This window comes from Paenibacillus sp. 7523-1 (assembly GCF_002276415.1).
Taxonomy (GTDB): domain Bacteria; phylum Bacillota; class Bacilli; order Paenibacillales; family Paenibacillaceae; genus Paenibacillus; species Paenibacillus illinoisensis_A.
The window spans coordinates 130,807-151,770 of the sequence record NZ_NPBR01000020.1 but is presented as its reverse complement, the minus strand read 5'-3'; the positions used below and the strand labels follow the sequence as shown (position 1 = coordinate 151,770).

Sequence of the window (20,964 nt, the reverse complement as noted above, 5' to 3'; positions counted from 1 at the left end):
GTTCCAGTATATCCTGAAGTTGACATATCGTCACGGTTGTATTTTCCAGAAAATTCAATACGAACTTCCGACTATATTTCCTGTCTTCTCCCTTAGCCAGGCTCGGTGCCGCGCTTTTCCACACCTTCGACAAATCGGCAAAGAGCAGGGAATCAAGGGTTTCATGCCCTCATCCCTGCTCTTTTGCTGTAGTAATAAAATCTAATATGAATCGATCACCTGACTCACAGCCTACTATTGCGCTTTCTTGCGCAGCTGGCTGTAATACAGTTCACTGTAGAAGCCGCCCTGCTCCAGCAGCACGTCATGCGAGCCTTGTTCCAGCAGCTGCCCATCCTTCAGCACCAGAATGCGGTCTGCCTGCCGGATGGTGTTCAGCCTGTGGGCAATGACGAAGCTGGTACGTCCCTGCATCAGCCGCTGTAAACCCTCTTGAATCTTGATCTCCGTAACAGTATCAATGCTGCTGGTCGCCTCATCCAATACGAGTATGGACGGGTCCGCCAAAATGGCCCGGGCAATGGCAAGCAGCTGTTTTTGTCCCTGACTTATGCCGCTCCCATCTGCCTGAAGCACTTTGTCATACCCATCCTTCATGCGCATAATGAATGAGTGAGCATTGGCAAGTCTCGAAGCCTCTTCTACTTCTTCATCTGTAGCATCCAGACGGCCAAAACGGATATTTTCCCGAATGGTCCCTTGGAACAGAAATGAATCCTGAAGAACAAAAGCCATGTGGGAACGCAGGTTTTCACGCCGAATGGTCGTAATGTCCCTTCCATCCACCGTCAACATTCCCGCTGTCGGATCATAGAAGCGGGACAATAGCTGAATCAAGGTTGTTTTCCCAGCTCCCGTCGGCCCCACCAAGGCAATCATCTCACCCGGCTTCGCCTCAAAGCTGATTTCATGCAAAATGCTGCGCCCCTCATCGTATCCGAAGGAGACCCGGTCGAAGCGCACGGCTCCTTCCACCTTATTCAGAGAAACCGCAGCTCCTTCATCCTTTGCTTCTTCATCCTCGTCCAATACTTCGAACACCCGCTCCGCTCCTGCAATCGCGGACAAGAGCGTGTTCCACTGGTTCGCCAGGTCATTCAGCGGACGAGTGAACTGACGAGCATACTCCACGAAGATGATAATGACCCCAACGGTAACCGTACCTTGGATGGCCAGAATCCCCCCGATCCCTGCCACAATAGCAAAGCTCAGGTTGTTCAATCCATTCATCAGTTTGGGGATAAAACCGGAAATGGTCTGCGCCCAAAAACCGGATACCCGGATTCGGGTATTCCGCTCTTCGAATCCGCGAACCACCCGCTCCTCCTGGGAGAAGGCCTTGATGATTCGTTGTCCGGACAAAGTCTCCTCGATATACCCATTAAGTTCACCGAGATTACGCTGACGTTCTTTGAAGAGTGGTCCGGTTCGACGTGTAATCCAGCGCATGCCAATCGCCATCAGCGGTACAACGATAAATGTCAGCAAGGTCAGCAATGGACTTAACCAGAGCATCACGCCAAACGTACCAAGCAGCGTCAGTACACTGGAGAAAATCTGAATGGCCGAGCTGTTCAGCGTACCGCTGACATTCTCGATGTCATTCGTGACCCGGCTCATGATCTCACCCTGCTGACGTTTGCCGAAGAATGGAATCGGCAGCTTGTGCAGATGGGAGAACAGATCGTAACGCATCCGGAAAATGGTCTCCTGCGCGATTTCAATCATCCATATATTTTGCAGCCAGGATGTGAGTGAGAACAGCACGTACACTGCTGCGAGTCCCAACAAAAACGTCATCCAGCTGGAGCTTGTCGCTTCGCCATCCATGTAATTGTCCACGGCCACGCCGACCATGTACGGACCAAGCAGCGCCAGTGCAGAACTGGCAAATACCATCAGCAGTACCATCGTCAGCTTCACTTTGCGGCGGGCCAAGTAAGTCCAGATCCGGCCCAATGTACCGGACCAGTTCTTCGCCCGTGCCTTCGGCTTGCGACCTCCACCTGCTTTTAGCGTTTCGGGATCCAGTGGCGGCGGAGGCTGACGGAAAGGTTCAATGAACGCTTTGAACATGCGGTGTACCCTCCCCGTATTGAGATCCGTAGATTCGGCGATACAGCTCGGACGAATCCATCAGGTCTTCATGTTTTCCCTGCCCAATTAGACGTCCATCGTCCAGCAGCAGAATCAGATCCGCAGAGGTCGTTGAGCTGATCTTTTGGGTGATTATAAAGGTTGTACAAGATAGCTCTTCCAGCGCATCCAGCAGCCTCGCTTCCGTTGCCACATCGAGTGCACTCGTGCTGTCATCCAAAATCAGAATGCTCGGACGTCTGATCAATGCGCGTGCAATGGACAGACGCTGCTTCTGGCCACCGGACAAGTTAACCCCGCGCTGACCCAGCTGCGTATCATATCCATTCGGGAGCTTCTCAATTGTGTCGTGAATCTGGGCACGCTTCGCGGCTTCCTTGATCTCTTCCAGCGTTGCGTCCTCCCGTCCCCAGGCAATGTTATCCCGCACGGAACCCGTGAAGAGAACCACCTCCTGCGGCACGTAACCGATTGCACCCCGCAATGCAGGTATTGGCAGTTGGTCTGCATCCCTGCCATCAATGAACACCTTGCCCTGATCCTCGGTATACAACCTTGGAATCAGCTGCACGAGTGATGATTTACCTGATCCTGTCGCACCCATAATGGCGATGCGCTCGCCTCGCTTGGCCGAGAACGTAATATCCTCCAGGACTGTTATATTACTGTTCGGATAGCTGAATCCTACATTTCGGAATTCAACTGCACCTTGAACAGCATTAGCTCGCTTAAACTGCTTTCCAGTTCCAGGGTCTTGAACCACAGCTGAATTCTGATCAGCCTCCGATGGATCCTCTGTATCAAAAACTTCGTTGATTCGCTGCGCTGAAGCACTGGCTCTGGAGAAGGTCACCAGAATCCAGGACAAGGCAGACATGGCCCCGATGGTGCGGAGCAGATAATTGATGACCGCGACCACTTCACCGACGCTTGCACTGCCGGTCGAGATGTCACGCCGTCCAAACCAGAGCACGGCGATGATGCAGCCATTCATCATGAGCAGCATGAAGGGCATGGTGGTCTCTGTCAGGCGCAGCGCGGAGATCGTACCTTTCATCAGCTTGCCGCTGAATCCGGCAAAGCGCTCGATCTCATGGCCCATCCGGACGAAGACACGGATCAGCCGAATGCCTGTCAGATTCTCCTGGATGACACCGTTGACGGCATCCAGTCTGCGCTGCACATTGCGGAACAGCAGTGCGGCCTTTTTGATCATCCACATGACAAATACGAGCAGTACAGGCACCATCACGAAAAGCAAAAGGCCCAGCCTTGGGTTCACCACGACAGCCATAATCATGCTTCCAATAACCACTAGTGGCACACGTGTCATGAACCTCAGACTCATAAAGACCGTATCCTGCACCTGGGTCACATCCCCGGTTAATCGGGTAATCAGCGAGGACGTGGCGAATCGGTTAAATACGGCGTAAGAGAACGCTTGCACTTTGTCATACAGCTTCTCCCGCAGATCATATCCGAACCCGAGACTCGCATGTGATGCAAAAAATGAACTGGCGATTCCGGCAGCAAATGCCACGACAGCACTGCCGACAAGCACGCCACCCCACAACCAAACCACTGACAGATCTCCTTGCTGTATCCCGTTGTCAATGATTTTGGAGATCAGGTAAGGCTGAGCAAGTTCCACCGCGAGTTCAATCAGCATCATGACCAGTGCAGCGATCGCGGCAACCCGATACTTCTTCAAGTAGTACAACAGCTTGATCATTACCATTCCTCCGGCACCGGAGGGCTAGATTACCGCGACTCATTTTTTTGGTCTACGCAGCCAGCTCCGTTAGTCTCTTTCGTTAACTCTATGTAAAATTTCACGTACCCAATACGATTATTATATCTCATTTTACAGGTTGGAATCGTTAATATCTTCTTTCCTTCTCATTATTAACCTGAAATGGACAAGAGGATATCCATTCAGGAAAAAAACCTGGGCGGTAGGCCCAGGCTGAATCATTAAATACATAAGAATCTGTTCACTTTGCCTTCTTAAAATCAGCCTGCTGCTGTTCATAGATTTCATAGAAATCGTCCCAGACCAGTACATTATCCTTTTCCTTGCTCCACCAGTCTTTGTACCACGTTTCGATCTCCGGCCCTCCGCCTTGCTCCCACTTCTGCTGGGCTTCCGCCGCAGCCTGTTCAACCGTATACTTGCTGCCCCCGATGATGGACCGTGTGAAAATATCGTTGATGGCTGTCGTTACATTGGTCAGCTTCACCTGAAGCTCCTTCGGCAGCTGTGGCATATGTTCCGAGTGGGTCACGCCCTCTCCGACCGGAAGATCCGTCATGTATACTTCCCGTGCTTCCTTGAAGAGTCGCAGCCCTTCCTTCTGGGATGGAATCTCCTCGCTGAACAGCATTTCGGTATACCCGCATTTGCCTTCCTCCAGGCGGCTGTACATCATGGCATAGTCCCCTGCCCAGCTGATCTCCTGCTTGTATTTCTCCTGATCGGAGATGCGCGGACAACCTTGCTCGTTCAGGGTGTAATGTGTGCCCTCAAATCCATTTTTGAAGGTTCGACCGGACTCCGTTTTGGTTAAAAAATCAATATACTGCATGACCGCTTCCGGATTTTTGGCGCGTGCATTCACGACCGCCGTCATCTGCACCGGGTTGTTCCATACCATCGTGTACTGTCCGACCGAAGTGGTTGGCAGCGCGATGACTTTTAGTTTAGCTTCCGGAACATTTTGCATCAGCGTATCCAGTTCTTTCGCCGCAAAACCCGTATAATCCGAAGTCATGGCAGCATACATGCCGATTTTGCCATTCAGGAAATCCTGCTTCGCCTTGGCGCCGTCCTTATCAGTTAGAAAGTCCTTATCCACCACGCCTGCTTCAAACAAGGCACGTTTAAATGCGGTCGCTTCCTTCATGTGGTTGGGACCCACAACGACTTCACCATTCTCTACATTGACCCAGTTGGCATTGAACATATAGCGGAACAGACCTGCTGTATCCCCAAATTGAAACCCGCCGATGCCATATGTATCATTTGCGCCATTTCCATCCGGATCATTTTCCGTGAAGGCTTTGGCTACAGCCAGCATCTCTTCCTCGTTCGTCGGCACCTCCAGATTCAGCTTCTCCAGCCAGTCTTCCCGGATGAAAAAGCTCGTCAGCGGAAATACCTCATTCATGCGTCCGACCTCGTACAACTTGCCATCGCTTTTGATGCCAGCTTTCTTCAGCTGAGGATATTTCTCCATGAGTGCTTTGTATTCCACGCTGGAGTTCTCGATCAAGTCATCCAGCGGCATAAGCTGTTTCTGATTAAACAGGGTATTGCGGATGGGCGTTCCGAATTCAAAAATGACATCCGGCGCACTGCCTGAAGCAAATAATACGTTTAACTTGGACTGGGATTCCCAGCGGGGAACTGCCGTATATTTGACATTTGCCGGACCGTTCTCGTTAATCCACTTGGACCACATATTATCTTCTATCGTACCCATACCGCTCGGAACCGCACCCCGATCATAGATCGTTGATGTGATGTTCCCTCTGCTGCCTTCGCCTTCTGCCAGCTCACTGCTACCTCCCCCTGTGCAGCCCGTCAGTATTCCACCGATCAAGCCCAGAACGAGACCCGACTTCATCCATGCCTTCATCGTTAACGCCATAGATAAGACCCTCTTTCTCTCCTGTAATATGACACCCACGCAGTATGACCGACATCCCGCTTGCCTGTCTTACCCTTTGATCGAACCAAGCATAACCCCTTTGACAAAGTACTTCTGCAAGAACGGATATACCGCCAAAATCGGAATGACCATCACAATCACGGCTGCCGCCCGAATACCTTCCGGTGTCAGATTTGAAATCATCGTTGGATCGGTAAAGTCCTGTACATTCAGATTGGACATAATCATATTCTGGACCAGTACAGTCATGTTGTATTTGGATGTATCGTTGATGTAGATCATCACGCTCATGAACGAATTCCAGTACCCCACGCCGTAAAAGAGAGCAATGGTCGCCAGCAAAGGTTTGGATAGCGGCAGCACAATACGGAACAACAGCCCCAGCTCACCACAACCGTCAATGCGGGCAGCCTCGTCTACTTCCCCAGGCAGATTTTCAAAATAGGACCGCATGATCAGCATGTTATACGTGCTCACCAGGCCAGGCAGCCAGAGTGCACCGTAACTATTCACCAGCCCCAGGTTTTGCACCACTAGGTAAGTCGGAATGAGTCCACCGTTAAAAATCATCGTGAACACCATTGCCATCGTAAAAAATCGCCGGTGATAAAAGTGCCTCCGTGACAGCGGATATGCCGCCATAATGGTCACGGCCATGCTGAGCCCTGTACCGATTAACGTAATCTCCACACTGTTCCAGAACGCGTTCAGAATCGGCGTCCCTGTAATCAGGCTGTGATAGGAGAACCAGGTGAAATCGACTGGCCATAGCCCTACGTTACCGGACACGACGGCTCTTGCATCACTGAAAGACAAAGCAATGATATTCAGAAGGGGCAGGATGCAGCTGACGGCAACCAACGATAGCAACACATAATTGATCAGATAAAAGACTTTTTCTCCTCTGGTTTTTCTCATGCTGTTCTCCCTCCCTACCACAAACCTTCATTGAATCGGCGTGCAATGTAGTTCGCACAAAAGATGAGAATAAAGGCCACCAGGGATTCGAACAATCCCATCGCTGTCGTCAGGCTGAACTGTGCTCCCTGAAGACCCGTGCGATAAATATACGTACTGATGACATCAGCAACCTCGTTGACATTGGAATTTTGGAGCATATAGACCTGGTCGAAGCCAACCTCCATCACCCGCCCCATCGACAGAATGAGCAGAAGAATAATCGTTGAACGTATGCCCGGAAGGGTCACATGCCAAATCTGACGCATTTTGCTCGCCCCATCCATCTGTGCAGCCTCGTACTGGCTCGGATCAATGGTCGTGAGTGCCGCCAGAAAAATGATGGCATTGAAGCCCATGTCCTTCCAGATTCCCGATCCAACGAACACCGCAATCCAGGAGCCCTTGTTGTACATAAACGGGTAAGGTTCACCTGTCCAAGCTTCGACCCAGCGGTTTACGATCCCGTTTTCCAATGAGAAAACCGTCATGATCATCATCGCAATAATGACCCAGGAGAAGAAGTGCGGCATGTAGACCACCGTCTGCACCGTCCGCTTGAAGGCCATGTTTCTCACTTCATTGAGCATAATGGCCAGGATAATCGGAATGGGAAATCCTACGATGATGCTTAACAGACTCAGGAACAAAGTGTTCCGGATGATCTCCACCGTACGCGGATCGCTGAACAGCGTCTCGAAATGTTGGAAGCCAACCCACGGACTATGCCAGAGCCCGTCATAGAAGTTATAGTCCTTGAAGGCCATGACCAGTCCACCGATGGGTGCATAACGAAAGGTCAGGTAAAACAGGATCACCGGAATAAACATCAGGATTAACGGAATATTGGTCTTGAACCTTCTTAGCCGCTGCTGCCTGATTCGATGCTTCATTTCATTATCCGGTGGTTGTACTCCGGATGGCGTTCCAGCGGCCAGTTCGCCTTTCATATTCATCACTCCTCTCTGCTGCGGATGTGCTATAACTGTATTTTAGATAAAAATGTAAGCGTAAACATTTGTTATTTAACGATCCTTTTTAAAATTTCTACGCACAAATAACCCCACATGGTGGGGTTGTCATTGGAAACAAAACTGTCTGCATACAGATTCCTTATGATCTGATCTTGACTGCAAAACACATAAAGAACAGGTGCTACTCCTGGTGATCTCCAGTGCCCTGCTTACGATATTCGCGAGGAGATAATCCTGTCGCCTGTTTGAATACCGTTGTGAAATAGCTTGAGTTATCGAAGCCTGTCTGTTCTGCTATATCCGCCATACTCTGCCGGGTGCTGTACAGCAGCAGCTTCGCTTTCTCGATCCGGCGTTTGCTGACATACTGGCTGAAGCCCTGCCCGGTCTCCTTTTTGAATAAATGACTCAGGTAATTCGGCGTCACATGCACATGAACAGCGGCGGCCTGCAGCGTGCAGCTTCCGGCGTAATTCATCTCAATATACCGAATGACACGTGTGATCACATGATCCTGCTGTTCCCGGGTCAAGCGCATCATCATATCCATCCACTCTTCACTCTTCGAGCGAGCCCATGCAATGACTTCGGGCACCGTATGAATCCACAGCAGTGGATCTGGACCGAATGTGTCCAGTCCCTCGGATTCCTGTGGCTGAAGCTGCTGTGCGAGCATGTCCGTCATGACTTTCATAAGCAGATGAATCTCGGATTTGCATTGGGGCAGTGGCATTCGGGCGGCTTCCTCCAGCAGGTCCTCCACCCAAATGATCATCTGCTCAAATTGCTGATGGAGCAGCAGTGAAGCCAGTTCTTCGCGCCATCTCTCGGTACGGTCCACCTGGTTGTATTGCTCCCTGATTCGGATGTCCGACTGCTTCCGGCGATACCGTTCATGTGCCTTGCGCAGCACTTTACATGCTTCATCGAGGGAGAACGGCTTAAGCAAAAATTCAATAGCCCCATAGCGGATGGCACGCTGTGCATATTCAAATTCACGATACCCTGTCAAAATGATAATCATGATATCCCGCCCGCTCTCATGTATGCGTTCAGCCAAGTCCAGACCATCCATTACAGGCATGTTAATATCCGTAATAATCAGATCAGGCGTACAGCTGTGCACCGCCTGAATCGCTTCTTCTCCATCAGCAGCTTCTCCCACAACCTCCCATCCGAGAGGGTTGTTCCGAACCAGATGAATTAGCCCCTGACGGAATAACACTTCATCATCGACTACAAGCATTCGTCCATTCACAGCACCTGCTCCTCTCTATCATCCGAATTCCCGGGCATGGTTCCTTCTCCGATCTGATATGGTAGACGAAGGCGTACAAGCGTCCCTTCACCCACAGCAGACTCGATCTGTACGCCATAAGGCTCCCCGTGAATCAGTTCGATTCTTCGGAGCACACTTCGGATACCGATATGCTGACGTTCTTCTTCCGCATGTGGAACTGGCTTCATTATTCGTTCAATGACTGCTGCATCCATGCCGCAGCCGTTATCTACTATTTCAATAATGAGCATGTCCGTTTCCTTCTCCGTCTCACGCCCTGGTTGCCGTAAACCACGAATCTGCAGATGGCGATTGTCCCTCTTGTCTGAGAAGGCATGTACAAACACATTCTCGACGATAGGCTGAAGCAGCAATCGGATCACCTGACAGCGAAGTAACTCCGCAGGAATTGAAATTTCTATGGATAATGCTTCCTGATATCTGGCCTGTTGGATTTGCAGATAATAATCGATTTGCGTCATCTCGTCCTGGAGAGTCGTTAATCGCTGCACGGGTTCCAATGTATACTGCAGCATTTCAGACAGGGCTGTAACGAGACGAGCGGATTTCTCATCGCCCAGCATATAAAACTTCCAGAAAAACATGCTTAGTGTGTTATATAGAAAATGAGGGTTCAACTGCGCCTGAATGGCTTTGAGCTCGGCTTCCTTTTCACTGAGTTCCCGCTCGTACACCTGATGAATGAGCGTATCGATCCGTGAAGCCATCGCATTGAACCGTTCACCGATGAAGCCCAGCTCATCCCGCGTCTCAATTCGGACCCTTGTATCGAACTGGCCATCGCGCACTCTTTTCATCGCATTGACCAGACTGGCCAGCGGACGCAGCAATCTGCCGCTAATGATAGTGATGATGAACCAGGAGCATAGTACGCTGGCTGCGGCAGAGAACACGGCAACTTGCAGGATGAGTTTCCCTTTGTTCTGAATCTGTGCGAGCGATACTTTGCTTACCAGTGTGAAACCTGCCTTGTCGGAGGTTTGTTTGGTATAGAGGTGAGTTGATCCCTGCTCGTCCCTGATTTCTGTTGCCCCCAGGTTTAGCTCTGTAAGCGGTGGTGGGTCTGCATCCGGATTATGAAACGCATATAGCAGCTGCCCTTCGGCATCAAACAGATCAACAGCAACTTCCTCGTTCAATCGCAGGTCCTTGAGATACGACTCAAACAGCGAGGTGTTAAACAGGATCAACATCACTCCATACGTTTCCAGATCAACCGACCGCATTAATCGTCCAGCCAAAATCCAATTGGACTGCTCCTCCTGCAGAAAAGCATCCGGACCCAGACGATTCCACACATATTCACCGCCCGTCCCTTCCAGCTTATGAACCATCTCGGCCAAATAGGAAGGATTCATCTGTTGAAACGAGCCAGCAAAGGCGCCAAGATTAAATATATTTCCCTTCAGATCATAAATGCGAAGCCCCATGATCTCCGGTGCATCCAGCCTTACCTGGTACAACTGATCATCCAGTTCATCCTCAAGCTTCATCTGATCATAGGAAGAGATGCCTGCTGCCTGTGCCTTAATGGCATTTTTCACGGAAGGATTGAGTGTGATATAATCCGTAACCTTGTACATGTCGTTGACCCGCGAATCCAGCCGTGCCAGAACCTGTTCTGCTGTAAGACTATACTGACGACTGACTTCTTCATTGAACAGGGCAATATGGATGCGATATGTGATCAGCCCTGTCATTCCGGAGATGAGTACCGTCGCAGCCGATAAAAACAAGACTAGTTTCGTTCTAAATTTAAAGCGTTTACAAAAATTGTCCCACCATATCCTGTACACGCACCTCACCCTTATCCCGTTCCCGTCTTATGCTTAAAAACATATCACACCCCTGTTCAAAAAAACAGAAAAACCCTGACCCTGTCTGCACTGGTCAAAGTTTATCATTTCACCATATATCGGGGCACCTACAATCGGTGTAACTCCTTCTGCAGATACTCCCGGCGCTCTGCCACATAGGTACGAATCTTCTCGGGTTCATCATAAAAAACATTCATCGGCCATTTCATGTAGGGATCCTGCTCCACAGCTTCACGGATCTGACCGTGTAATCGATACACTACCGGCATAATTCGTTTCTCAGTGAAAACGTTCATCAGATACTGCTTCATCATTCTCTTGTACTGCTGACGGAAAAGGCGGAAAGCCAGCAGCCGTCCGGTCAGTTTGTTATATCCCTGAATCCGTACGAGGTTCGGATCTACTCTTGCGCCATAACAGTTTCTTCCCCAAGTCCCCTCATAATCCCAGGGAAGGATCCCATACCTCCGGGTCTTGATCTTCTCATACCATGTGTAATTCTGATGGAATCCATCGAAATTGCCTGTAAGTACTGCTCCACTCAGCCAGCGCAAATAGTTATCCGTATCCATTCTCGTCTGCAAAAAGCGAAGCAGATCCTGCCTCGACTTCGTATTTAGCTGCTGGATAAAGGTACGGAGCCTCGTGCGATCCTCGTCCTTGCCGCGGATCAGTGTGTATCCGGATAGTAGATCCGTGTTTGTTTCAGTCGAATTCAGTGCAAATCCCGCATGATCGTTTACCGCATAGAAGATGCTTCGAACAGGCATTTTTCGCTGCCGAAAAAAGAACGATTTAACTCCCTCAATACGTAAATAGACACCCTTCAGCTGTCCGTTTAGATACAGTATGCAGTGCTGCGTCGACGGAGCCGGAACCCGAAGGGATTCAAAAAAACGGAACGAGAGTGCATTGCGCAGCAATGAGGGATCATCGTACTCAGCATTAAAATGGAACGTTCTGCTGGACGTTCGAATTTCAAAAGACTTTTTGACATAGCCACGTGTGTGCCCTCCCCGGTATCGAATTCGGATGGGAAGCGGTTTGCCGTCCATCTGCATCGTTCCGCTCACAAACGTATCTGACCAAATATCTGATGTTAACTGTTGATACTCGTTATCGGACACCGTGATGTGATAGACAGGTAGAGCCATTTCCATCCGCCTTTCGAAGACTGCTTGGATTGCCCGTAGGCTGTTACATCATCCTATGCAGGAGCACAGCAAGCCGTAAGGGCAGATACACAGTTCCATTCAGAGCACCTACAAGCCAACCTTCCGGAATGAGGAATAATCGTGCCATTAATCTATGAACATCATCCGTTTCTCGTAGATTATAGCCAAAATAAATAGAAATGGTTGACTGGCTAGTCCCTCTCAAAGGCATGTTTCATATGATTAAACTACAGACAGACACGAATGACGAATGTAAGGGATCTACAAAACATCCGCCATTTATGTCCATCTGAACTTATATCACGGAAGGGGCACAACACAATGTCTATGAACGGTCAAGGTATGAGAGGTTTGCTCGGAAGAGAGATCAAGATTAACCGGGGTGGCCCAGATTCCGTAACGGGCACGCTGATGGACGTACGGTGGGACTATATGGCGATGAGCTGCAAGGAAGGCATCGTCTATGTCAATGAAACCCATGTCAAAAGCATAACAGACACAGGCCGTTCCGGTGGAAACAGAAATGCAGCGACAGGTAATCCTATTCCAGCCAACACGTTTCTGGGGGTTATGCAGGCACTGCGCTTCCGTCGTGTTCAAATCAACCGGGGAGGTCCCGAAAAAGTCGAAGGCATCCTGGCCGATGCCAATCAGAACCAATTAATTATAACCTTGAAGAATCAGGAAATTGTTCGTATTCCTCTCCAACATGTAAAATCGGTATCCCTTGTTCGGGGAAGTAACAACAATAATAACGGAAACAACACAAGTCAAGGTAACCAAGCGGCTCAAGGCAACCAAGCACGCGGTAATCGTTCGCAAGGTAATCAGGCGGCTCAAGGCAACCAAGCACGCAGTAATCGTTCCCAAGGCAATCAAGCAGCTCAGGGTAATCAACCACGCGGCAATCGTTCCCAAGGCAACCAAGCGGCTCAGGGTAATCAAGCACGCGGCAATCGTTCCCTAGGTAATCAAGCGGCTCAGGGTAATCAAGCACGCGGCAATCGTTCCCTAGGTAATCAAGCGGCTCAGGGTAATCAATCTCGTGGCAACCGTTCAAAAGGAGCTCAAGGCAACCAATCCAAAGGAAACAAATCTGGCGGCAAAAAGAGATCTTGCTAATCACGTGACAGCTTAGGTTATCAACCAGTTTAAAGGGGGGAAACATCATGTTGATCTTCGTTGCTGTTGTCTTAATCGGTGTGCCTTTGTACTGGATCGTTCTACCTGGAAGAAGGCCCACTCCAACCCACGAACATTCGATTCAATCTCCACCAGGACTTCTCCCCCTGGGAGGTGAATCACAGTAAATGCCTGATTACCAGTTGTGGTTAACCTTCGGGGTGTTTATTATTACTGTCATTTTCCTGATGTGGCGACCTGGCGGATTAAATGAATCCATTCCTACTTCGCTTGGCGCCCTTCTTCTTGTTATTACTGGTGTAAGCAGCTTCGCCCATATCGTTGGCATCTTCGGGATTGTTTCTGGCGCTGCTGTAACCATTCTCTCGACCATTGTCATGTCCATCATTCTCGAGAGCATCGGTTTTTTCCGCTGGATCGCCATCAATATGATAGAAAAGGCACGAGGCTCCGGCTTCCGATTATTCTGGCTGATTCTATTACTCTGTTTTCTCATGACCATCTTCTTCAACAACGACGGCAGTATACTGATTACAACACCGATCATCCTCCGAATCTGTTCCATCCTACGCCTCAAAGTGCATCAGCAATTACCTTACTTGATCTCAGGTGCACTCATCGCTACAGCTTCCAGTGCCCCGATCGGACTTAGTAATCTTGCCAATCTCATCGCCTTGCAAATGGTCGGATTAAACCTGAACACCTACACCCAGATGATGTTTGTGCCATCGATGCTGGGGATCATGGTGATGACCATACTGCTGTTCTATTATTTTCGCAAAAGTATTCCCAAGGTTATTCATCACTACCCTATGTCCATGCAATCCACATCCGGTTCAGGGTATCATCCGCTGCAAACAGGAAATCAGGATACACCACGAGCAGATAGTGGAATGAGCGTAGACTGGTGGTTGTTCCGTGTCTGTATCGGGATTGTTGTATTCATTCGTGCAGGATACTTTCTCGCTGAGCAGTGGGGAATCCCTATGGAGATTGTCGCCATCACTGGTGTTGTTCTGATGCTGGCTGTGCGTTGGTATCGCACCCGGACTGGACTTAAGGATGTAGTTACACAAACGCCCTGGCATATTCTGCTCTTCGCCTTCAGCATTTATATTATCGTGGATAGTCTTCACCGGGCTGGAATGACAGCTGTTATCGTTCAGTGGATGAAGCCCATGATAGAAGGTGGTGACGCCAGTCTCATTGCCGTATCGGGTCTAATGCTCACTCTATTATCCAATCTGCTCAATAACCTGCCTTCCGTCATGATTGGCACCTTTGCAGTAACCGATCTTCAACTAGGTGATACCCAGCTGCATCTGGCTTACCTGGCCAACATTCTGGGAAGTGATATAGGCGCCTTGCTGACACCGATAGGTACTCTAGCAACGTTGATCTGGATGTATATTTTGAAGACCAACCATGTTCGAGTCTCTTGGAAACAGTATATGAAAGTCACCTTCATAGTGATACCAATTAGTCTAATTGTCAGCCTATTTTCCCTATATATTTGGACGTCTATTCTATATTGAGAGGAGGTATACTGTGAAATTCCCAACAATGTGGCTTGGAAAATCCATCGAATTGGAACTATCCGGCTGTAAACTTCCAATTCAGGGTGAGATCATTGATATGGGTCAGGACCTGATTGTTGTTTACGGAGATCAACGATTCTTCTATGTACCTCTTCATCACCTTCAATCCATGCACATAACTAAAGGGGGCGATGCCAGTTCCACCTCCAGCGTGCCTGCGCCTGATCCCGAGATGGATCACAACAATATATCGTATCGTAAAATATTAATGAATGCCCGCGGAAGATTCAGTGAAATTTCGATAGGCGGGCGTACGCTGCACGGTTATATTACGAACATTATGAACGATTACTTCATCTTCTTCTCTCCGCTGCATCATTCGGTCTACGTCTCCATCAATCATCTGAAATATATCATTCCTTCTCCAACAAACAGCACGCCTTATTCCCTAAGCCAGCAGCATTTCCCCATTCAGCCTGCGTCCATGCCTCTTTCCCGGACAATGGACCAACAGCTTCAGAAAATGGTTGGTGAACTTGTCATCCTGAACCTTGGTGACAAGCCATATCGGGCTGGATTGCTGAAGGCCGCAGACAATAAGCTGATTGAACTGGTAGAGGCAGAAGGTCAGACCTTGATTACGCATACCGATCATATTCAAACCATTCATCTGCCTTGAATATAGGAAATGGCTGGAAGAGGCCCATCCGTTTATCGGATGGACCTTTCATTTATGTTGGTACGTTGTTGGGGCTCATCCATGAATGGGACAAGCCGCGCTTCTACTTTCCGTATGTCTGTTCCATACGCTCTTCCTCATTCGTAGACAGCAATATGTTAAGCAGCCCCATCGCATTATTGGCATCAGTTCTCGCCGTTTGGTACTTCTCGGCAAACGCTGCCTCATCCTGCTCGGGGTCCATTACTGCCAGCTCCCCCCATGACTTGCGGGCCTTGTCGTAGAGTTCGCTTAACGTAATATCATATGGATGCTGTGCAACCGGAGCCATGGATTCGAATTTTGCGGTAACTCTGAAGAAATCCATGGAATCCTGAAACGATTGGCTGCTGTAATCCTTGTTATTCATCGCATCTTCCGTAATCAGCAGACCTTCACGAGAAATAAACAGCGTCTTTACCATAGCCCGTTCCAGGTTCGTAGCTTCATCCCAAGTGATATAGGTCACGTCAGGAGCCTGTACAGTTGTAAAGAAAGGAAAGGCGTCATCGATTAAACGCTGTGTATTGGCATGAATCGGAACCTCCGCATTCATATCCACGACAGTATCACTGTAATTGGCAACGTTAATATTCTTGGACCCTTCCTCACTAACCCGGCGAACCGGATGGTCGTCCAGCGGAATACGGATATAGCCCAGCTTGTCAGCGTATTGATCCTGCAGTTCTTTCAACGTCTCCGTAGCATTCGAGGCTGGTTCCGCCGCATTGCTCTCCTTATCCTCAATTGCCGTATCGGCACCGGACGGCTCTGTTGCTGTCGCTTCAGCTGCCTCCTGGGCAGGCGCTGGGCTGGCAGCTTCCTTGGCCCCGCCACCGCATGCGGATAAAACAGCAGCCAAGCTGAATATCAAGGTAAACATCCGAATCGGTTGTGTCCATTTCATGGTATAATCTTCCCCTTATCTTATGTATGCATATAATCTAAATTAACCATGGCATGTACGATTGAACTCCTATAATCCATATGATCTATCTTCGGATAACATGCCGTATTCACAGGTAAGTATTGGTCTACATTCTAACATAAGTTAAATTTTGGGTGTATACGACGATGTACCTGTCTCCTTGAGATGTCATGACTGGATGCCCCCGACAAAAGTACAAAAAGACACTGTCATCCCGAAGGACAACAGTGTCTGCAAGAAACCTATCTATACGCTATTTAATACCCTTAGCCTTCTCGATATGTTCCGCCCGAGTCTGAGGCTCTGTGCAATTGGCTGACGACAGCAAGGAATAAATCGCCTGAATATCCTGCTCTTTAAACAACGTTTCAGGCACTTCTGTTTCAAGTCTTTCCGTTTTGCGCAGAATGGTTTCAACCAATTCATGATCATATATCACCAGTTCATCAGAATTCACATACCGTACCGCAGGATCGACACTGATCCGGCAGCGATTGGTGAAGGTCACCATGGAAATCATGCGGATCCGCTTATAATCTCCGAGGTGTGCATGAACCGCCTCAACATGACCCCGATGCTGCATCAGGGGGTTATACATCTTAATGCGACTGGTACTGACCGTCCAGTTGGCTTCTCTGCGCCCACCCCGAATCTCGCCTGTTGTCAGGTTACGGGTCTCGATGACGAAGATCCCCCGCGGACCAATAACAACATGATCAATCTGAGAATAGCCTGAACGGGATTTGGGATTGGCAACGAGCAGATCACTCAAAACTTTGTATTGTCCCGGGAGACTATACAGTCGTTCTGCTGTAGTCGGTTCTTCCGGCTCGCCGATCCAAGCGGCTTCATGTTTGGATTTGGATTTGGACTTGCGTCTGCTCCGCGTCATTCGAGCAGGTGCAGTGCTCGTATCCGGGATTGCGGGGGCCGAAGCCGTAATTGAACTCGCAAGCTCTGGCTGTGTCTTGAACAGAGACAGGATTTTTTTGAACATGGGCAAGCTCCGTTCTAAAATTTAGTGTGAGTTACAGGTGATCGGTTACGACAATTGAACAACATAACAACATCTTTGGACTTCCATTATGTAAACTTCTATTACTTATGTCGGATGAAGGTGGGTAAAAATAAAGGTCATCAGGCCTAATTTCCTTGCACAAACCAAAACACACGAAAATATTTAACCAATATTGTGACTTTAGACACATGCGATCCATTGAAAATTCTAAAAAAACAGCGCATCCCTTTCCACTGAAGAAAAAGAACACGCTGCCGCTTACCACAAAATGTATTTATGCTTGAAGATAGTACGTATAGAGCACCTGCGTGCCCTTCTCATCCAGACCATTCCTGGATATTTCCTGATACAAGGATTCCGCGAGCGCAAGACCCGGCGTCTTCATGCCCATGGCTTTGGCCGATTCAAGGGCAATCCCCATGTCTTTGATAAAATGTTTCACATAGAATCCAGGCTCGAAATCGCCTGCGATCATGCGCGGACCGAGATTGCTAAGCGACCAGCTTCCGGCTGCACCGGTAGCAATGCTCTTCAGCACGTTCTCCGCGTCAAGCCCCGAACTCTTGGCATAGGCGAGTGCTTCGCATACGCCCATCATGCCTGATGCGATGGCAATCTGGTTGCACATTTTGGTATGCTGACCGGAACCCGCCTTGCCCTGCAATACAATGTTGGTGCCCATACACTCGAACAGCGGTCGTACTGCTTCGAATGCTTCCGAGTTGCCACCAACCATAATGGAAAGCCTGCCATCGCGTGCGCCAATATCTCCACCCGATACGGGTGCATCCAATGCATGCAGCCCCTTGGCTTCTGCCGCCTCGAAGATGCGAGCAGCCAGCATGGGACTGGATGTCGTCATATCAATCAGGGTTGAACCCGGTTTGGCATTGGCCACAAGACCGTCCTCGCCAAGATAAATCTCCTCTACATCCTTCGGATATCCTACCATGGTGATGATGACATCACACTCAGCCGCAAGTTTGCCTGGTGTATCGTGCCAAACGGCCCCTTCATTCACCAACGCTTCCGCTTTGGCAGCTGTGCGGGTATACACATGCAGCGGGTAGCCCGCTTTCTGGATGTGACCTGCCATGCTTTTCCCCATAACGCCTGTACCGATAAAGCCGACTTTCGTCTCTCCAGGTGCCTTCGTCGTATTTGTCATCGTAGGTTTCCTCCTTGTTTCTCTATGGTTTGGTGAGGTGCTTGTCTTGGATCGCTATATCTGTATGTTATAGCTTTCGCACGCCGCCGTCTATCATTTACATGAAATCTAGCGGACCGACATTCGATATTGATTGGGCGACATCTGAACAAACCGCTGAAAGGCCCTGTTCAGATTGCGTTCCGAATATCCCACCTGTTCGGCAATTTCCGTAATGGTGCAATCGGTATCCTTCAACAATTGCTTCGCTTTTTGCACCTTCAGATTCATTAGGTATTCGATAAAGGACACCCCCATTTCCTTCTTGAAGAGCCTGCTTAGATAGGAAGGACTGACATTCACGAGTTCTGCACAATCCGATAGTGACAGCATTCCTTCGGGATGGCTGCTCAGATGCTCACAGACCCGCTGAACAATCAGGCGGGATGAATTGGTGCGAAGATCCTGACTGGCCTCAATGCACAGAGGAAACAGCACACCGATAAACCAGTCGTGCATCTCCTTCGATGTTTGATTCTCCTGCAGCTGATCGAACAGATTGCTGCCCAGTCGTTCAAGCATGCCGGGACCCTTCATCTCCATGAATTGAATAATGGCTGACAGCAGCATGTGATATCCCTGAATCATGACCTTATAGGATTCGGATGCGCGCACTTTCTTGGAAAACCGATGCAGCGCATCCTCCGCCTGCGTAAGCGTTCCGTTCCATAGTGATTCAAGAATCTCCTCTTCGATCTCCCGGGGATACATGAAGACCGGATTACGCTGGGTGGCCAGAATATCTTCATAGAACAGAACGTTCTCGGCATCATCAAATAGCCGATACTGGAGGGCGAGCTGCGCTTCCCGAAAGGACTCTGCGATCCCATGAAGTTGACCCGGACGCCCTACGCCCACAGTTGCCGAGAAAGACAGGTATTGATCCAGTGCGTGATGAATCTCCTCTGCATAGCTGCACACCCTCTGCCTCGCTTCACGAGGAGAAATCTCTGAATCGAAATGCAGGATTGCCACCGAATCACTATCATTTTTGTCTACAACATACCCCGTCAAATCCGTGTTTTGGCTGAGCAGTTCATCCATGACGTTTCTCAGGGCAAATACAATGACGGGGCCTTCACTGGGTAAAAATCGTTTCTTCTTGACCAGATTTTCCACTTTGACGACCAACACCAAAAATTGTCCCTCTGTCCGGAAATCATGTCTGGCACATTCTTCTTCCAACCTGCTGCTGGTCCATGAACCGCTAGATTGCAGTAATCTCTGCAAAAAACGATCGCGGAGGTCTGGCTGTATGCCCTCTATATACCGATTCAGGGTTTCGGTCTGTTCATTGAGATAGCTGAGCGAAGACCGGATATATTCAATTTCATTCCCCTGGGGAGCTGTTTCCTGCCCGTTCCTGCGCAAGTGCTCTCCATACCGCAGCAGCTGCTGAATAGGGTTGTAGGCCAGCCGTGAGCTGAACCAGGTGAGCAGCATACCGACCAACACAAAGATGGACACCGAGATCAGGATGAGCACCTTGATCCAATTCAACTGGGCAATCATCTCCTGCTCAGGGAGCTGGGATATATAGGTCCTTCCCATGGATGCCGAGGCATATGCCACAAGTTCATTCCCATCCTCGCTCTTCAGTACCTCATGGCCGGAACGTTCTCTGCCTTCTGCATATGCAATCTGCTGCAGCACATCGTCCTCCGATGCCCTTTTGCCTATCTCTCCAGGGCCGTCCGTGTGCAAAATAATACGCTGATCTGCATTAAGAATGGCGAGGGATTGATCTTTCAGACTAACCGAATAGCTGCGCAGCAAACTCCGCAGCTCCTGTTCCTTCACTTGGAGAATGACCACTCCCCGCGGTTCTCCCTGGCCCATGACGGGCACTTGCCTAACATAGGAAATATAACCCGCTTCTCCGGATTGAGGGAGATAACTCCAACCTGCAGCTGCTTGGCCTTCCAGAGCAGTCTCCATATCCTGCTTCTCCTTGTAATCCGCCAGCGGGACCAATCCGTAATAATGGGACAGAACCATATCTGTTTTGGCATCATAATAAATCATTTCTTCAATTAAGTTATTGGTGTTTTTGTGGAGCTGAAACAGATCGAGCAGATCAAGATGGAGAAAGTAATCGCTCTCATAATGAGCACTGCCTAATGCATTTCGCATCAACGGGCCACTCGCGAGCTGCATCGATTCATGCTCAATATTGGTCAGAATATTCTCCACCCTGTCTTTGAGCAAGTTCAATGAGGCCATATTGTTATCCTGGAATTGTTCAGTCAGTTTGATCATCGAGAAATGATAGTACGCGCTTCCGGCAAGCACCACCGGGATGACCACCGACATGCAGCCCAACCAGATCAGTCTTTTCAGATAACCATTCGTTGCGAACCAGCGGTCAAGCGCTGATTGGATGGTGTGCATTACACGCCTCATGGAATCACCCCCGTATGC

The 20,964-nt window shown here is 49.3% G+C and carries 15 protein-coding genes; 3 read left to right on the top strand and 12 right to left on the bottom strand.

What is annotated here, in order from left to right; translation table 11 throughout:
* Positions 1–234 precede the first annotated feature (234 nt).
* The 8 genes from CHH60_RS21805 to CHH60_RS21770 form a co-directional block, all read right to left on the bottom strand.
* On the bottom strand, positions 235–2,076 hold the full coding sequence (locus CHH60_RS21805; protein ID WP_095361128.1) for an ABC transporter ATP-binding protein: 1,842 nt from the start codon (positions 2,074–2,076) through the stop codon (positions 235–237).
* Positions 2,057–3,829 carry an ABC transporter ATP-binding protein gene (locus CHH60_RS21800; RefSeq protein ID WP_095361127.1) on the bottom strand — a complete coding sequence of 591 codons (1,773 nt, stop codon included), beginning with the start codon at positions 3,827–3,829 and terminating at the stop codon, positions 2,057–2,059. The genes CHH60_RS21805 and CHH60_RS21800 overlap by 20 nt, the downstream gene beginning before the upstream one ends.
* A 262-nt stretch (positions 3,830–4,091) precedes the next feature.
* On the bottom strand, positions 4,092–5,747 hold the full coding sequence (locus tag CHH60_RS21795; protein ID WP_095361126.1) for an extracellular solute-binding protein: 1,656 nt from the start codon (positions 5,745–5,747) through the stop codon (positions 4,092–4,094).
* Between the two features lie 69 nt (positions 5,748–5,816).
* The gene (locus CHH60_RS21790; protein WP_095361125.1) at positions 5,817–6,686 is read right to left on the bottom strand and encodes a carbohydrate ABC transporter permease; all 870 of its coding nucleotides are present in this window, start codon (positions 6,684–6,686) and stop codon (positions 5,817–5,819) included.
* Positions 6,687–6,700: 14 nt separating this feature from the next.
* On the bottom strand, positions 6,701–7,675 hold the full coding sequence (locus CHH60_RS21785; protein ID WP_095361124.1) for an ABC transporter permease: 975 nt from the start codon (positions 7,673–7,675) through the stop codon (positions 6,701–6,703).
* Between the two features lie 205 nt (positions 7,676–7,880).
* Complete coding sequence (locus CHH60_RS21780; RefSeq protein ID WP_095361123.1) at positions 7,881–8,957, bottom strand: response regulator transcription factor; 1,077 nt, start codon at positions 8,955–8,957, stop codon at positions 7,881–7,883.
* Complete coding sequence (locus CHH60_RS21775; protein WP_095361122.1) at positions 8,954–10,735, bottom strand: cache domain-containing sensor histidine kinase; 1,782 nt, start codon at positions 10,733–10,735, stop codon at positions 8,954–8,956. Before CHH60_RS21775 ends, CHH60_RS21780 begins: the two co-directional genes overlap by 4 nt.
* A gap of 188 nt (positions 10,736–10,923) precedes the next feature.
* Positions 10,924–11,976 carry a CotH kinase family protein gene (locus tag CHH60_RS21770; protein ID WP_095361121.1) on the bottom strand — a complete coding sequence of 351 codons (1,053 nt, stop codon included), beginning with the start codon at positions 11,974–11,976 and terminating at the stop codon, positions 10,924–10,926.
* A gap of 336 nt (positions 11,977–12,312) precedes the next feature.
* Between CHH60_RS21770 and CHH60_RS21765 the strand changes: the two genes are divergently transcribed.
* The 3 genes from CHH60_RS21765 (at position 12,313) to CHH60_RS21755 (ending at position 15,351) form a co-directional block, all read left to right on the top strand.
* Positions 12,313–13,113: a hypothetical protein gene (locus tag CHH60_RS21765; RefSeq protein WP_095361120.1), complete on the top strand. Its 801-nt coding sequence runs from the start codon at positions 12,313–12,315 to the stop codon at positions 13,111–13,113.
* 188 nt (positions 13,114–13,301) lie between these two features.
* Complete coding sequence (locus CHH60_RS21760; RefSeq protein WP_095361119.1) at positions 13,302–14,669, top strand: arsenic transporter; 1,368 nt, start codon at positions 13,302–13,304, stop codon at positions 14,667–14,669.
* Positions 14,670–14,682: 13 nt separating this feature from the next.
* Positions 14,683–15,351, top strand: coding sequence for a DUF2642 domain-containing protein (locus CHH60_RS21755; RefSeq protein ID WP_255248039.1), 669 nt, complete (start codon positions 14,683–14,685; stop codon positions 15,349–15,351).
* Positions 15,352–15,454: 103 nt separating this feature from the next.
* Here CHH60_RS21755 and CHH60_RS21750 read toward each other — a convergent pair whose 3' ends face one another.
* From CHH60_RS21750 to CHH60_RS21735, 4 genes are all read right to left on the bottom strand, one after another.
* A complete protein-coding gene (locus CHH60_RS21750; protein WP_095361118.1) occupies positions 15,455–16,297 on the bottom strand; it encodes a hypothetical protein in 843 nt (280 codons plus the stop codon).
* Positions 16,298–16,571: 274 nt separating this feature from the next.
* Complete coding sequence (locus CHH60_RS21745) at positions 16,572–17,315, bottom strand: nuclease-related domain-containing protein (RefSeq protein WP_095361117.1); 744 nt, start codon at positions 17,313–17,315, stop codon at positions 16,572–16,574.
* A gap of 295 nt (positions 17,316–17,610) precedes the next feature.
* Complete coding sequence (locus CHH60_RS21740) at positions 17,611–18,504, bottom strand: NAD(P)-dependent oxidoreductase (protein WP_095361116.1); 894 nt, start codon at positions 18,502–18,504, stop codon at positions 17,611–17,613.
* A gap of 108 nt (positions 18,505–18,612) precedes the next feature.
* Positions 18,613–20,946, bottom strand: coding sequence for a helix-turn-helix domain-containing protein (locus tag CHH60_RS21735; protein WP_095361115.1), 2,334 nt, complete (start codon positions 20,944–20,946; stop codon positions 18,613–18,615).
* Positions 20,947–20,964 lie beyond the last annotated feature (18 nt).